This window comes from Sinorhizobium sp. 7-81 (assembly GCF_030124405.1).
In the GTDB taxonomy this organism is placed as follows: Bacteria; Pseudomonadota; Alphaproteobacteria; order Rhizobiales; family Rhizobiaceae; genus Sinorhizobium; species Sinorhizobium psoraleae.
On sequence record NZ_JASKLT010000002.1, the window covers coordinates 1,036,590 to 1,050,693 of the forward strand.

At 63.4% G+C, this 14,104-nt stretch carries 13 protein-coding genes; 5 read left to right on the forward strand and 8 right to left on the reverse strand.

Annotated elements, in window-relative coordinates:
* Positions 1-2: 2 nt before the first annotated feature.
* The 3 genes from QN224_RS11975 to QN224_RS11985 are packed head-to-tail and all read left to right on the forward strand — an operon-like array spanning position 3 to position 2,145.
* Complete coding sequence (locus tag QN224_RS11975) at positions 3-635, forward strand: precorrin-8X methylmutase (RefSeq protein ID WP_173509012.1); 633 nt, start codon at positions 3-5, stop codon at positions 633-635.
* Positions 632-1,384, forward strand: a complete 753-nt coding sequence (locus QN224_RS11980; RefSeq protein WP_283976815.1) for a precorrin-2 C(20)-methyltransferase — start codon at positions 632-634, stop codon at positions 1,382-1,384. Before QN224_RS11975 ends, QN224_RS11980 begins: the two co-directional genes overlap by 4 nt.
* A complete protein-coding gene (locus QN224_RS11985) occupies positions 1,381-2,145 on the forward strand; it encodes a precorrin-3B C(17)-methyltransferase (RefSeq protein WP_283976816.1) in 765 nt (254 codons plus the stop codon). The genes QN224_RS11980 and QN224_RS11985 overlap by 4 nt, the downstream gene beginning before the upstream one ends.
* Here QN224_RS11985 and QN224_RS11990 read toward each other — a convergent pair.
* Positions 2,124-2,909: a cobalt-precorrin-6A reductase gene (locus QN224_RS11990; protein WP_283976817.1), complete on the reverse strand. Its 786-nt coding sequence runs from the start codon at positions 2,907-2,909 to the stop codon at positions 2,124-2,126. The genes QN224_RS11985 and QN224_RS11990 overlap by 22 nt on opposite strands.
* Between QN224_RS11990 and cbiE the strand changes: the two genes are divergently transcribed.
* Entirely contained in the window at positions 2,878-4,122 is a 1,245-nt protein-coding gene (gene cbiE / locus QN224_RS11995) for a precorrin-6y C5,15-methyltransferase (decarboxylating) subunit CbiE (RefSeq protein WP_283976818.1), read from the forward strand. The two genes, QN224_RS11990 and cbiE, sit on opposite strands and share 32 nt — an antisense overlap.
* Positions 4,123-4,157: 35 nt before the next feature.
* Positions 4,158-4,916, forward strand: coding sequence for a precorrin-4 C(11)-methyltransferase (gene cobM / locus QN224_RS12000; RefSeq protein WP_269281178.1), 759 nt, complete (start codon positions 4,158-4,160; stop codon positions 4,914-4,916).
* A 10-nt stretch (positions 4,917-4,926) separates the two neighbouring features.
* Here the strand turns inward: cobM and mnhG are convergent, their stop codons facing one another.
* The 7 genes from mnhG to QN224_RS12035 form a co-directional block, all read right to left on the reverse strand.
* Positions 4,927-5,295 carry a monovalent cation/H(+) antiporter subunit G gene (gene mnhG / locus QN224_RS12005; RefSeq protein WP_283976819.1) on the reverse strand — a complete coding sequence of 123 codons (369 nt, stop codon included), beginning with the start codon at positions 5,293-5,295 and terminating at the stop codon, positions 4,927-4,929.
* The gene (locus QN224_RS12010) at positions 5,292-5,573 is read right to left on the reverse strand and encodes a K+/H+ antiporter subunit F (RefSeq protein WP_173509019.1); all 282 of its coding nucleotides are present in this window, start codon (positions 5,571-5,573) and stop codon (positions 5,292-5,294) included. Before QN224_RS12010 ends, mnhG begins: the two co-directional genes overlap by 4 nt.
* Positions 5,570-6,055 (reverse strand): Na+/H+ antiporter subunit E, encoded by a 486-nt coding sequence (locus QN224_RS12015; RefSeq protein ID WP_283976820.1) that lies wholly within the window; start codon positions 6,053-6,055, stop codon positions 5,570-5,572. Before QN224_RS12015 ends, QN224_RS12010 begins: the two co-directional genes overlap by 4 nt.
* Positions 6,056-7,672, reverse strand: a complete 1,617-nt coding sequence (locus QN224_RS12020) for a monovalent cation/H+ antiporter subunit D (RefSeq protein ID WP_283976821.1) — start codon at positions 7,670-7,672, stop codon at positions 6,056-6,058. It abuts the gene before it with no gap.
* A complete protein-coding gene (locus QN224_RS12025) occupies positions 7,665-8,012 on the reverse strand; it encodes a Na+/H+ antiporter subunit C (RefSeq protein ID WP_173509022.1) in 348 nt (115 codons plus the stop codon). Before QN224_RS12025 ends, QN224_RS12020 begins: the two co-directional genes overlap by 8 nt.
* Positions 8,012-10,939 (reverse strand): monovalent cation/H+ antiporter subunit A, encoded by a 2,928-nt coding sequence (locus QN224_RS12030; RefSeq protein WP_336621109.1) that lies wholly within the window; start codon positions 10,937-10,939, stop codon positions 8,012-8,014. The genes QN224_RS12025 and QN224_RS12030 overlap by 1 nt, the downstream gene beginning before the upstream one ends.
* Before the next feature lie 410 nt (positions 10,940-11,349).
* A complete protein-coding gene (locus tag QN224_RS12035; RefSeq protein WP_283976823.1) occupies positions 11,350-14,019 on the reverse strand; it encodes an EAL domain-containing protein in 2,670 nt (889 codons plus the stop codon).
* Positions 14,020-14,104 lie beyond the last annotated feature (85 nt).

Sequence of the window (14,104 nt, forward strand, 5' to 3'; positions counted from 1 at the left end):
AAATGCCGGACTACGATTATATCCGCGATGGCAACGCCATCTATGAGCGTTCCTTTGCGATCATTCGGGCGGAGGCCGATCTTTCCGGCTTTTCCGAAGAGGAGGCCGATCTCGCCGTGCGTATGGTGCATGCCTGCGGCTCCGTCGAGGCCGCGCGCCAATTCGTCTTCTCGCCGGATTTCGTTTCCGCCGCGCGGACCGCATTGAAAAACGGCGCGCCGATTTTCTGCGACGCGGAAATGGTGGCGCATGGGGTGACGCGGGCGCGGCTGCCGGCAGGCAACGATGTCATCTGCACCCTTCGCGATCCGCGCACCGGGACGCTTGCGACCGAGATCGGCAATACGCGCTCGGCGGCCGCATTGAAGCTTTGGGGCGAACGGATGGCCGGTTCCGTCGTCGCCATCGGCAACGCGCCGACTGCGCTCTTTTATCTGCTGGAAATGTTGCGCGACGGTGCGCCGAAGCCGGCGGCGATCCTCGGCATGCCTGTCGGCTTCGTCGGTGCGGCGGAATCGAAGGATGCGCTCGCCGAGAATTCCTATGGCGTTCCATTCGCGATCGTGCGCGGCCGTCTCGGCGGCAGCGCGATGACCGCCGCGGCGCTCAACTCTCTCGCGAGGCCGGGCCTGTGAGCGCGGTCGAGATGGGCAGGTTGATCGGTGTCGGCACCGGCCCCGGCGATCCCGAACTTCTGACGGTGAAGGCGGTGCGGGCGCTCGGCGAAGCCGACGTGGTCGCCTTTTTCGCCAAGGCAGGACGCAACGGCAATGGCCGCGCGGTGGTAGAGGGCCTGCTGAAGCCGGATCTTATCGAGTTGCCGCTCTACTATCCGGTGACGATCGAGATCGACAAAGACCACCGCGCCTACAAGAGCCAGATCACTGATTTCTACAATGCCTCCGCAGAGGCCGTCGCGGTGCATCTCGAGGCCGGGCGGACAGTCGCGGTGCTCAGCGAAGGCGACCCCCTCTTCTACGGGTCCTACATGCATCTGCACGTGCGGCTCGCCGGACGGTTTCCGGTCGAGGTCATTCCGGGCATCACCGCCATGTCCGGTTGCTGGTCGGCAGCGGGGCTGCCGCTGGTGCAGGGCGACGACGTTCTTTCCGTGCTGCCCGGCACGATGGGCGAGGGCGAGCTTCAGCGCCGCTTGGCCGATACCGAAGCCGCCGTCATCATGAAGGTCGGCCGCAACCTGCCAAAAATCCGCCGGGCGCTTGCCGCCGCAGGCCGGCTCGGCGGGGCCATCTATGTCGAGCGCGGCACCATGAAGAATGCGGCGATGATTCCGCTTGGCGAGAAGCCGGACGACGAGGCTCCTTATTTTTCGCTGGTGCTCGTCCCGGGCTGGAAGGATAGGCCCCGGGAGGACAGGCGATGACCGGCAGGCTTTTCATCGTCGGCACGGGTCCAGGCAATCCGGCGCAGATGACGCCCGAGACACGGGACGCGATTTCCGCCGCGACCGAGTTCTTCGGCTACGGTCCCTATCTCGACCGTTTGAACCTCAGGGCCGATCAGCGCCGCATCGCCTCCGACAATCGCGAGGAGCTGGACCGGGCCCAGGCGGCGCTTGCCCGCGCTGCGGCGGGAGCGGATGTCTGCGTCGTTTCGGGTGGCGATCCGGGCATCTTCGCGATGGCGGCCGCCGTCTGCGAGGCGATCGACAAGGGACCGGAGGAATGGCGGCAGATCGATCTGGTGATCACGCCGGGCGTGACCGCGATGCTTGCGGTCGCCGCCCGCATCGGTGCGCCGCTCGGCCATGACTTCTGTGCCATGTCACTGTCCGACAACCTGAAGCCTTGGGAGGTGATCACGAAAAGGCTGCGGCTTGCCGCCGAGTCCGGGCTGGTGATCGCCCTCTACAATCCGATCAGCAAGGCAAGGCCGTGGCAGCTTGGCGAAGCCTTCGGCGTTCTTCGGACCGTTCTGCCTCCTCACGTCCCGGTCATCTTCGGCCGGGCGGCTGGTCGGCCGGACGAGCGCATCACGGTGATGCCGCTCGGCGAAGCCGATGCCAATCGCGCCGATATGGCGACCTGCGTGATCATCGGTTCGCCGGAAACGCGGATCGTCCCCCGTGACGGCAAGCCGGATCTCGTCTACACGCCGCGGTCCTATTCCGGGGAAAGCCATTGATGAATGCGTTCGAGCGCCTCATCGCAATTGCCGACCGACGGAACGTCGGCGGGCTTGCGGCGCTCGATCATGATCACCTCGAGACCGAGTTTGCGCGCCGCGGCGATCTTGCCGTAGGTGGCGCTACCGCCGCTGTTCTTGGCGACCACGACCTCAATGCCATGCTCCTGGAGCAGGTCGATCTCGTCTGCTTCCGCAAAGGGGCCGCTGGCGAGAATCGCGGTGACGTCGGGCAGTGCGAGCGGTGGCGTCACCGGATCGACGCTGCGGACGACGTACTTGTGATGCGGGGCCTTCTCGAAGTGGAACGCCTCCTGCCGGCCGATCGCCAGGAAGATGCGGCGCGGGGCGTCACCGAGCGCGGACACGGCCTCGGCCGCGCTTTCAACGCGCGTCCAGCGATCTCCGCGTTTACGCTCCCAGGCGGGACGACGAAGCGCGAGGAGCGGCGTTCCGGTGGTTTCCGACGCCGTAGCGGCATTGTGAGAAATGCGGGCGGCGAAGGGATGCGTCGCATCGATCAGCACGGCGATTGTCTCTGCCTTCAGGAAGGCGGCAAGTCCTTCCGCGCCGCCGAAGCCGCCGATACGGGTCGGCAGAGGCTGCGGGCGCGGGTCGGCGGTGCGGCCCGCGAGCGAGATGGCCGCATCGTAGCGAGGATCGGCTGCAAGGCGCTCGCCGAGCTGCCTCGCCTCGGTCGTGCCGCCAAGGATCAGAATGCGAGGTCTGCCAATGGCTGACGTATCGAACAGCGCTTCGGTCATTGTCGCTCCCTGGTTGGTGATCATCGGGCTCGGTGAGGATGGTGTAGCGGGTCTCGGCGACGAGGCCAAGCGGCTGATTGCGGCTGCGCCGGTCGTTTTCGGCGGCGCCCGCCATATCGAGCTTGCAGGCGCCCTGATAACTGGCGAGCGCCACATCTGGCAGAGCCCCTTCGAAAAATCCGTCGAAGCGATCGTTGCGCGACGGGGCAGCGCGGTCGTCGTGCTCGCCTCCGGCGACCCGTTCCTCTTTGGTGTCGGCGTGACGCTCGCGCGACGGATCGACGCCGAGGAAATGCGAACCATTCCCGCACCGTCGTCCTTCAGCCTTGCGGCGTCACGGCTCGGTTGGGCTTTGCAGGACGCGGCAACCGTTTCGCTGCACGGAAGGCCGCTCGACCTCATCCGGCCGCATCTGCAGCCGGGCGCACGTGTTCTGGTGCTGACATCCGACGAGGACGGTCCGAAGGCGCTTGCCGCACTCCTTTGCGACAGCGGGTTCGGTCAGTCGCGGCTTACCGTTCTGGAGGCGCTGGGCGGAGGACGTGAACGTATCTCGCGGCACATCGCATCGTGCTTTGCCCTTGAAGACGTGCATCCCTTGAACGTCTGCGCCATTGAAATCGTTGCCGATGCGGACGCGCGGGTGTTGCCGCTCGCCGCCGGTCTCGACGATGCCCTGTTCGAACATGACGGCCAGATTACCAAGCGCGAGATGCGCGCGCTGACACTTTCGGCGCTCGCTCCGCGCAAGGGCGAACTGTTGTGGGATGTCGGTGCCGGTTCCGGCTCCATCGCCATCGAATGGATGCTGGCGGATCCGGCGATGCGCGCCATCGCCATCGAGGCCTCGCCCGAGCGGGCGGCACGGATCGGCCGCAATGCGGCGCGCTTTGGCGTGCCCGGGCTGACAGTGGTCGAGGGTGAGGCGCCCGGGGCTCTTCGCGGGCTCGCGTCGCCCGACGTGATCTTCGTCGGCGGCGGCGGCAGCGAGCCCGGGGTGATGGATACCGCGATCGCCGCGCTCCACCCGGGCGGCCGGCTGGTGGCGAATGCGGTGACGACGGAAATGGAGGCCGTTCTCATCGCGCACCATGCGCGGCTTGGCGGCTCGCTAATTCGCATCGATATCGCGCGGGCTTCGCCGATCGGGACGATGACCGGCTGGCGGCCGGCCATGCCGGTCACGCAATGGTCCTGGGTAAAACCATCGTGATCCGGGGCCTGAGCGAAATTTTGAGAGGATAGAATATGACGGTTCATTTCATCGGCGCGGGCCCGGGTGCGGCAGACCTGATCACTGTCAGGGGAAGGGACCTGATCGGCCGCTGCCCGGTCTGCCTCTATGCCGGGTCGATCGTCTCGCCCGAGCTTCTGCAGTATTGTCCGCCGGGCGCCCGCATCGTCGATACGGCGCCGATGTCGCTCGATGAGATCGAAGCGGAATATGTCCGCGCCGCAGAGGCTGGCGAGGACGTGGCGCGGCTGCATTCGGGCGATCTTTCCGTCTGGAGCGCGGTCGCCGAACAGATCCGCCGGCTCGAGAAACATGGCATCGCCTATACCATGACGCCCGGTGTGCCGGCTTTCGCCGCTGCCGCTGCAACGCTCGGCCGGGAGCTGACGATTCCTGCCGTTGCGCAAAGCCTGGTGCTTACCCGTGTTTCCGGCCGTGCCTCGCCGATGCCGAACAGCGAAACGCTCGCCGCATTCGGCGCCACGGGTTCGACGCTCGCGATTCACCTTGCCATCCACGCACTCGACCGGGTGGTCGAAGAGTTGACGCCGCTCTATGGCGCCGACTGCCCGGTTGCGATCGTCGTCAAGGCGTCGTGGCCGGATGAACGCGTTGTGCGTGGCACGCTTGGCGATATTGCGGACAGGGTCGCGGTCGAGCCGATCGAGCGCACCGCGCTGATCTTCGTCGGTCCCGGTCTCGAAGCAGCGGACTTCCGCGAAAGCTCGCTCTACGATCCCGCCTACCAGCGCCGTTTTCGCGGTCGCGAGTAGAGCGCGATCATCAGGGGCCATTCTCGCGTTCGGGCTTCGGCTTCCGCGGCACGCCCTGTCGTTCCTCGAAGCGATCTCGGTAGAGCGCTGCCTGGCCGAGCAGCATCAGCGTCACCGGCGTCGTCACGGTGACGAAAAGGATTATCAGCACTTCGTGGAAGATCCAACGGCTTTGCAGTACGGCAAAGCAGAGCATCGACGCGAGGCAAATGAGGATCGTGCCGCCGCTGGTCGCAATCGTCGGGGCGTGCAGGCGTTCGTAGAAATCGGAAAGGCGCAACAGGCCGAGCGAGCCGATCAGCGTCGTCGCCGCGCCGAGAAGCAGCAAACCGCAGACGGCGAGGGCGGCCCAGGCCGGCAGGTCGGTCAGGTGGCTCATTCGATCACCTCGCCGCGCATGAGGAACTTCGCGAAGGCGATTGAGGAGACCAGGCCGATCAGTGCTATGATGAGCGCGGTCTCGAAATAGATCGTGTTCGCGCTGCGGATGCCGAAGGAGAGCAGCATCAGCATTGCGTTTATGTAGAGCGTGTCGAGTGCGAGGATCCTGTCCTGCGCCCGCGGCCCCCTGACTATGCGATAGAGAGCGCAAGCCATCGCCAAAGCGAGCATGATCTGGGAAAGAAGGACCGACCAGGTGATCGCAAGCTCAGTCATTGGAATATCTCCTTCAATGCCGCCTCGTAGCGCTTGACCGTCCCGCGCCACAACTCCTCGTTCTGCATATCGAGCACATGGAACAGCAGGATCTTCTGACGGCGGTCGTATTCCAGCCAGGCCGTTCCCGGAGTGGCCGTCATGATGCAGGCGAGCAGTGCCAGTGCATTTTCGTCTTCGAGATCGAGGCCAACTGTCAGGAAGCCGGCATTCGCGGGGACGCGGCGCGCGCGCAGGATGATTGAAGCAACGGCGATGTTCGAGCGAATGATGTCGGCAATGACCTGCAGAGCGAAGCCCGCCGCGCGCGAGACGCGGTGAAGACGCGATCTTGCGGGATGCAGCTTGAGCGTCACCCAGCCAAGCACCATGCCGAGAAAGAGGCCGATGAGGATCGAGCCTGGCGCCAGCGACTGGTTCAGGAGCAGCCACATAAGGAGCAGCGCGATCGACAGCAGCGGAAAGGGGAACCAGGTGCGCATCTACTGCCCTCCCGCCCTCGGCGCGGAAAGAATGCGCTCACTCTGGAACAAAGGGTTGAGCAGATCGTCGGCGGCTGCTTGCATGTAACGCATGGCGGGGCCGGCCTGAAGGCTCAGGAAGATGCAGGCGGCGAGCAGGACGACAACGGGTGTGATCTCGATGACGAAGACCCGCGGTACTGTGCCTTCGATCGACGCCCAGAAGGTCCGGATGCCGATGCGGTTCATCGCGATCATGGCGGCAAGCCCCGACAGGATCAGAAGCACGACATAGGTCCACTCGGTGGCAGACATGGCGGTTGCCAGATCGGTGCCCGGCATGTCGAAGAGGCCGCGCAGGATCGCGAACTTGGCGACGAAGCCCGACAAGGGCGGCAGGCCGGAAAGAAGCACGGCACAGAGGCAGAAGCACAGACCGAGAACGGCCATCGTTCCGGGTATCGCGACGCCAACCTCCTCCTCCTCTTCATCCTCATCGAAGTCGCCGTAGGCTTCCATCGTCACCGCCAGAACGTCGGCGCCGGCATCGCGGCCGCGCTCGACGAGTTCGATGAGCAGAAAGAAGGCGGAGATCGTCAGCGTCGAGCTGACGAGATAGAAGAGGGCGCCGGCGAGCATCCCTGCATGCCCGAGGCCGATCGCAGCAAGCAGCGTTCCGGAGGAGACGAGAACGGAATAGCCGGCGAGCCGGCCCATCGCCTGCGAGGCAAGCACGCCGATCGCGCCGAAGGAGATCGTCAGCATGCCGCCGGCGACGAGCCAGCCTTGCCCGAAACCCGCGGAGGCCCCGGCTGCCGCGCCGAAAATAAGGAAATGCAGGCGAATGATGACATAGATGCCGACCTTGGTCAGGATGGCAAAGACGGCTGCCACCGGCGGGGTCGCGGCCGCATAGGCCGGCGGCAGCCAGAAGCTCAGCGGCCACATGCCGGCCTTGACGAGGAAGGCGATGCCGAGGATCGCGGCGCCGGTTTCGACGAGCTGCCGGTTCTCGGGCGCAAGCGTTGCGAGCTTGGCAGCGAGGTCCGCCATGTTGAGCGTGCCGGTCACTCCGTAGATCAGGCTGACGCCGATGAGGAACAGCGAGGAGGCGGCGAGATTGATTGCGATATAGTGCAGCCCAGCCTTGACGCGCACGGGACCGGAGCCGTGCAGCAACAGACCATAGGACGCCGCCAGCATCATTTCGAAGAAAACGAAGAGATTGAAGAGATCGCCCGTGAGAAAGGCTCCGTTGAGGCCCGCGAGCAGAAGCTGGAACAGCGAATGGAAGTGGTGCCCTGCCGTGTGCCAGCGTGCCATTGAATAGACCTGAGCGGCCAGCGCCAGACCTGCCGTCAGGCAGAGCATCAGCGCCGACAACCGGTCGAGTACCAGGACGATGCCGAACGGGGCCGGCCAGTTGCCAAGCTGATAAATGCCCCTAGCCGGGAGACTGCCTGTGTTCGCGGCCATGCGCATGAGGATCACCGCTATGATGAAAACGGCGAGCGTCGAGGAGAAACCGAACAGGCCCTTCAGCATGCGATTGCGCTCGTCGACCGGGATCAGCGCCGCGCCAACGGCGAGCGGCAGCAGGATCGGCAGAATGAGAAGGTGTTGCAGCCAATCAGTCATGGCGTTGCTCCCTTCCGTCGACATGGTCTGTTCCGGTGAAACCGCGTGAGGCGAGCAGCACCACGAGGAACAGCGCCGTCATGGCGAAGCCGATGACGATCGCTGTCAGCACCAGCGCCTGCGGAACGGGATCCGTATAGCGGGCGAGGTCGCCGACGCCGCCCGGATCGAGCACCGGCGGTGCGTTCACGCGCAGCCGACCCATGCCAAAGATGAAGAGATTGACGGCGTAGGAGAGCAGCGAGAGCCCGATGATGACCTGGTAGGTACGCGGCCTCAGCAACAGATAAACGCCGGACGCGGTCAGCGCTCCGATCCCCGCGGAAAGAATGAGCTCCATTACCGAACTCCCTCTTTCTCGGCGCGGGCTGCCCTCGTGTGGGCGCGCGGCGCGCGAACCGACTGGTGGGCCAGCGCAATGAGGATCAGCACCGTGGCGCCGAGGACCAGCGAAAAGACGCCGAGATCGAACAGGATGGCGCTCGCCAGCGGAAATTTGCCGATGATCGGCAAGGTCGCATATTGCGCGTGCGAGGTGAGGAACGGGTAGCCAAAGAGCCACGATCCCGCGCCGGTCGCGACGGCGACCAGAAGACCGATGCTCATCCAGCGCAGCGGGTGGATGCGCAACCGCTCCTCGACCCAGCGGGTGCCGCCCGACATGTATTGCAGGATGAAGCCGATCGACATGGCGATGCCGGCGGCAAAGCCCCCGCCCGGCAAGTCGTGCCCGCGCAGGAAGAGGTAGGCGGCGAGCAGTCCAGTGACCGGGAACATCCAGCGCATGATGACAGAGGGGACGAAGAGATACTCGGCGATGCTGTCGCCGGTTGCCCGCTCCGGGTGATCGTCGTCGAAAGCGTTCTGCACCCGCTGTTGTTCGGGGGTTTCCAGGCTGTCGGCCTGCGGACGGAAACGCAGTAGAAGCGCAAAGACCGTCAAGGCGACGATGCTGAGGACAGCGATCTCGCCGAGCGTGTCGAAACCGCGGAAGTCGACGAGGATGACGTTGACGACATTGGTACCGCCGCCTTCCGTGTAGGCTCGCGCAAGGAAATAGCTGGCGATGGTATCGGGCAGCGGCCGCGTCATGACCGTATAGGCGATGAGCGTCATCCCGCCGCCGGCCAGGATTGCGAGAAGAAAGTCGCGCAGGCGCCTGAGGCGGATGCGGAACGGAAGATCTTCCGTGTCCTCGGGCTGCTCGATGCGCTTCGGCAGCCATCGCAATCCAAGCAGGATGAGGACGGTCGTGACGATTTCGACGAGCAGTTGGGTCACCGCTAGATCGGGTGCGGAAAGCCACACGAAGGTGATGCAGGTGACGAGCCCTGCGCCGCCGAGCAGCACGAGCGATACCAGACGATGGAACTTGGCCTGGTAGGCCGATCCGACGGCGCAGGCGATGCCGATCACCCAGAGCAGGGCGAAGGCTGGATCGACGCCGCGAATGAGGAGAGGCGGCAGCTTGAAACCGCCGATCACAAGCGGCAATGCCCCCGCCGCGAGCGCGAGGACAACGACGAAGCACATCTGAGGCTGGAGGCGGCGCGTACCGAGGCTCTGCTCGAGCGAGCGGGCCCACTTCCACGAAAGCGTCACCAGCACGCGTTCGAAGATGCGCTGGCCCTGGAGCAGGCGGAAGACCGGCGGTCCCTCGACGCTGGTCGCAAGGTAGGAGCGCATCAGGAAATAGAGCCCGACCCCGCCCGACAGTGCCACGAAGCTCATGATCAGCGGGATGTTCCAGCCGTGCCAGACGGCAAGGCTGTATTGCGGTGTACGATCGCCGAGGATCGAGACGACGGCCGTGTGGAGGAACGGTCCGATCGTCTGCGCGGGGATAATGCCGACGACGAGGCAGGCGAGCACGAGGAAATCCACCGGTGCGCGCATCCAACGTGGCGGCTCGTGCGGTTTCTTCGGCAGGTCCTTCGGCATGGGGCCGTAGAAGACGCCGTGAATGAAGCGCAGAGAATAGGTGACCGCAAACATGCTCGCGATTGTCGCGACATAGGGCGTCATCGTGTCGAGCGCATTGACGAGATGCGTCTCGATCGCCTCGGCGAAGAACATTTCCTTGGAGAGAAAGCCATTGAGCAGTGGCACGCCGGCCATGGCCGCGCTCGCCACCATGGCCAGCGTTGCGGTGATTGGCATGTAGTGGAAGAGACCGCTCAATTTGCGCATGTCGCGCGTGCCGGTTTCGTGGTCGATGATACCGGCGGCCATGAACAGCGAGGCCTTGAAGGTGGCGTGATTGACGATGTGGAAGACTGCGGCGACAGCCGCCAGCGGGCTGCCGAGGCTTAGGAGCACAGTGATGAGCCCGAGATGGCTGATCGTCGAATAGGCGAGAAGCCCTTTCAGATCCTGCTGGAAGATCGCGAAATAGGCGCCGAGCAAGAGGGTCGTGAGGCCGGCGAGACCGACGATCCAGAACCAGGCCTCGGTTCCGGCCATCACCGGCCAGAGCCGCACAAGCAGGAAGACGCCGGCCTTCACCATGGTCGCCGAATGCAGGTAGGCCGAGACCGGCGTCGGCGCAGCCATCGCGTGGGGCAGCCAGAAATGAAACGGGAACTGAGCGCTTTTCGTGAGTGCGCCAAGCAGCAGCAGGATGAGGACGGTCAAGTAAAGTGGGTGGTCGCGGATGGCGTCGCCGGAGGCGAGCACCACATCGAGATCGTAGCTCCCGACGATCCGGCCCATGATCAGCAATCCGACCAGCATGCAAAGCCCGCCCATGCCGGTCATTGTCAGCGCTATACGCGCGCCGTCGCGGGCATGGGCATTGTGATGCCAATAGCCGATCAGCAGGAAGGAAACGATGCTCGTCAGTTCCCAGAAAACCGCAAGCAGGATCAGGTTGCCGGAGAGCACGATGCCGAGCATCGATCCCATGAAGGCAAGGAACAGCGCGAAGAAGCGCGGGACCGGGTCTTCGGCAGCCATGTAGTAGCGGGCGTAGAGAACGACGAGGACGCCGATCGCCGTGATCAGCGCCGAAAACAGCCAGGCGAAACCGTCCATCCGCAGGGTGAAGTTGAGCCCGAGTTCGGGGATCCAGTCGAGTTCATAACGCAGCACGCCGCCGGCCGCGACGAAGGGATAGAGGCCTGCGGTCGCCAGAAAACAGACAAGGGCGATCGCCCCTGCGAACCAGGCCGTCGCACCGCGTTGATCGGACGGAAAGAAGATTGCGATGAGGCTTCCCGCAAAGGGGGCGAGAATGAAGACAGGCAGCAATTTCCCCGCGTATTCGATCGTTCCGTTCCCCTCTTTGGGTATGTTGGAGAGTGGGATCTGAGGTCCCGAGAGCGTCGCTCAAAAGCGACCATCGCAAACAATGCCCGGATCATCCGCGAAGCGGCAAGGGCATGTGTTTTTATGACTTTTTTCCAGCCGACTGCCAAGTCGTCCGGGAAGAAAAACACGCCGATTCGGTGTCGTTTTTCGAGTGTCTAGATCACGATTATCTTGGGTCGAATCGACCCAAATAACAAACGTGATCGATCCCAATAAGGTAGAGCGGGATGGGGTCGAAAACCGCTCACACTTTCCTCATCCCGTTCTACAGCGCCGCGCGTCCGATCGGACGCGCGAAGGTCGCTGTAGCACTTTCAATTGCTGCATGATTTTGTCCTTAAATCGATTCCGATTTAAGGAACCATGCATTAGGCGGCGTGCCAACGGCGTTCGAAAACGAAGGTGGCGAGATCGTTGGCGTTCATCGGACGGGCGAAGGCGTAGCCCTGCAGCCCATGGCAGCCGAGCTCCTTGAGGATGTGGGCATGTTCCAGGGTCTCGACGCCCTCGGCGATCACCTCGATACCGAGCGACGTGCCGATGTCGATGATCGATTCGACGAGCCGCCGCTGCGCCGGCGAGGTGAGGATAGGCAGGATCAACTGGCGATCGATCTTCAGCCGGCGCGGCGTCAGCTTCGTCAGACTGAGGATCGAGGCGTAGCCGGTACCGAAATCGTCGATCTCGATATCGATCCCGAGTTCCTTGATGCGCTCGATATTCGAAAGCACCGTTACGTCGTTTTCATCGAAGGAGATCGATTCGAGCAGTTCGAAGGAAAAACGCCCTTCCGGTATCCGCATCTGCTTGAGGCGCTCGATCAAGCCGTCGTCGCGCAGCCGCGGATAGGAGAGATTGACCGAGACTTTCGGGATGCGGATGCCGTTCGCTTCCCACCGCCAGATCTGGAACAACGCCTGTTCCAGGATCTTCTGGTCGATCGCTGCGACCACATTGATATCTTCCGCCGTCTTGAGAAATGCATGCGGGCCGAGCAGTCCTTTGGTCGGGTGGTCCCATCGCGCCAGCGCTTCGACGCCGATGACGTCGAGGGATGTCGGACAGAATTGCGGCTGAAAATATGCGATGAATTCGTTCTGCTCGAGACCGCGAAGAATTTCGTCGGCGGTCTGCTTCGTCTTGAACACCGCCGTCTTCAGCGCGCCGGTGAAGGTTTCGTGCCTGTTGCGCCCGCGGCGCTTGGCCTCGTAAAGCGCAATGTCGGCGTTCACCAGTGTCTGCGAGAGCTCGTCGCCCGACTGGAACTGGGCGGCAATGCCGATGCTGACGCCGATGCGGCATTCCTGATCCTTGTAGCGGATCGGCACGCTCATCGCCTCGATGACACGCGACGCCAGCGCGGTGTCCTCGTCCTGGCCATGGCTCTGCCGGATGATCACGAATTCATCGCCGCCGATGCGGGCGACAAAGTCATCCTCGCGCGCATTCCGGCGCAGGAGTTCCGCCGCGTGCCTCAGGATCTCGTCGCCGGCCGCATGGCCGAGCGTGTCGTTGATCTGCTTGAAGCGATCGAGGTCCATATGAAAGATGCTGAGCTTTGCTCGTTCGTCGAAATGCCGGCTGCGGTCGGCGAGGATCTGGTCGAGGAAGCGACGGTTCGGCAGACCGGTGAGCGGATCGTGCAGTGCGTTGAATTCCATGCGATGGCGCGCCGCTTCCAGTTCTGCGCTGTGGGCCTCGGCGAGCCGCTTGGCCTCGGAAAGCGTGGCCCTCGTTTCGAAATCTGCCGTTACGTCCCAGTTGACGCCAACGATTTTCCGGCGCCCGTCTGCGCCGGCGTAAGTCGAGCCGATCGCACGGATATGGCGGACCTCGCCGTCAGCGAGGCAAATGCGGAATTCGGAATTGTATGCGCCGCCGCTCGCAAGCGCCTCGGAAAACTCTTCCTCGGCACGTGCAAGGTCGTCCGGGTGCAGCGTATTTTTCCAGTCTTCGTAGATCTCGCGCATCGATTTCCCGATGCCGTAGAGCTCCTTCATCCGGCTATCCCACAGCAACTTGCCGCTCTCAATATCGAGTTCCCAGATGCCGATCTCGGAGGTGTCGAGCGCGATCTTCAGCCGATGGGAGAGTTCTTGAAGCTGATCCTTGCTTTGTTTCAGGGCGCGAATGTTCCTCTGGCGCTCGGCCATGAGCCGGCCGGTGATGAGCATGGGGACGACGATCATCAATCCGCCGACCGCGATAAGCAGCCGGATCTGCCAGGCGTTGGCCGGGGTGGTCGGCCAGCCGCCTTTCGGGGTTGCGGCGATGCGCCATGAACCGCCGGGCAGGGATACGCTCATCTCTACCGGGGTCCGGCTGAAGATGGCGGGGTCGCCGAAGAAGACCGCGCCCTCGCGTCCCAGGCCATCTTGGCCGGCTATCGCTATGTCGATGCCGAGCGTAGGAGAGACGAGACCGCTGTCGCGATAGAGGCGATCGACATCGATTACAGCCGAAACGACGCCCCAGAAGCGACTTCTGCCGGTGGCAAGATTGGTCGACACCGGAAACCGGCCGATCAGGCCCTTGCCGCCCTGAACGAGCTCGACTGGTCCTGCCAGGACCATCCTCCCGGTTTCCTTCATGCGCACCACGGCGGCGCGCTGACTTTCATTCTTGCGGTAGTCGAGGCCGATGACCCTTTCATTGCCGGTGGTCGGATAGACCATCGACACGACCAGATCCGGAGCCGCGGCAATGTTGCGAAGCTGTGTTCGTTCGGTGAAGATGCTGCGAGCAAGCTCGCTGAAGCGCTCTTGCCGCATCTCGGGCTCGGTGGCGATCGTTCCGATCAGGCCACGGACAAGCTGGACATTGCCGTTGATGCTGGACTCGATCCTCGATCGTATCGGGCTGAGCTCATCGGCCACCAGCGCGCGCACGCGTGCTTCGGAGATGACCTGGTTCTGGTTGTCGGCGAGGAATCCTGCAATCGCGACGACAAATGTCGCGATAATTGTCGGAAGGTAGCTCAGTGTCAAAACCCGGGAGAATCTGGATTCTCTAAGGTTAACGGCACGTTTATCTGACACAAGATCACCCCAGAACGTCGCATGCAGCGAAGAAATCGCGAAATGATTACAAATTCTTCTTAACAATTCTTGCCTTGCACCGACT

Excerpts from the sequence above, each read along its gene's own strand:
- QN224_RS11975 (WP_173509012.1), top strand. The coding sequence starts at position 3 with ATGCCGGACTACGATTATATCCGCGATGGCAACGCCATCTATGAGCGT.
- QN224_RS11985 (WP_283976816.1), top strand. The coding sequence starts at position 1,381 with ATGACCGGCAGGCTTTTCATCGTCGGCACGGGTCCAGGCAATCCGGCG.
- cbiE (WP_283976818.1), top strand. The coding sequence starts at position 2,878 with ATGGCTGACGTATCGAACAGCGCTTCGGTCATTGTCGCTCCCTGGTTG.
- QN224_RS11990 (WP_283976817.1), bottom strand. The coding sequence starts at position 2,909 with ATGACCGAAGCGCTGTTCGATACGTCAGCCATTGGCAGACCTCGCATT.
- cobM (WP_269281178.1), top strand. The coding sequence starts at position 4,158 with ATGACGGTTCATTTCATCGGCGCGGGCCCGGGTGCGGCAGACCTGATC.
- mnhG (WP_283976819.1), bottom strand. The coding sequence starts at position 5,295 with ATGAGCCACCTGACCGACCTGCCGGCCTGGGCCGCCCTCGCCGTCTGC.
- QN224_RS12010 (WP_173509019.1), bottom strand. The coding sequence starts at position 5,573 with ATGACTGAGCTTGCGATCACCTGGTCGGTCCTTCTTTCCCAGATCATG.
- QN224_RS12015 (WP_283976820.1), bottom strand. The coding sequence starts at position 6,055 with ATGCGCACCTGGTTCCCCTTTCCGCTGCTGTCGATCGCGCTGCTCCTT.
- QN224_RS12020 (WP_283976821.1), bottom strand. The coding sequence starts at position 7,672 with ATGACTGATTGGCTGCAACACCTTCTCATTCTGCCGATCCTGCTGCCG.
- QN224_RS12025 (WP_173509022.1), bottom strand. The coding sequence starts at position 8,012 with ATGGAGCTCATTCTTTCCGCGGGGATCGGAGCGCTGACCGCGTCCGGC.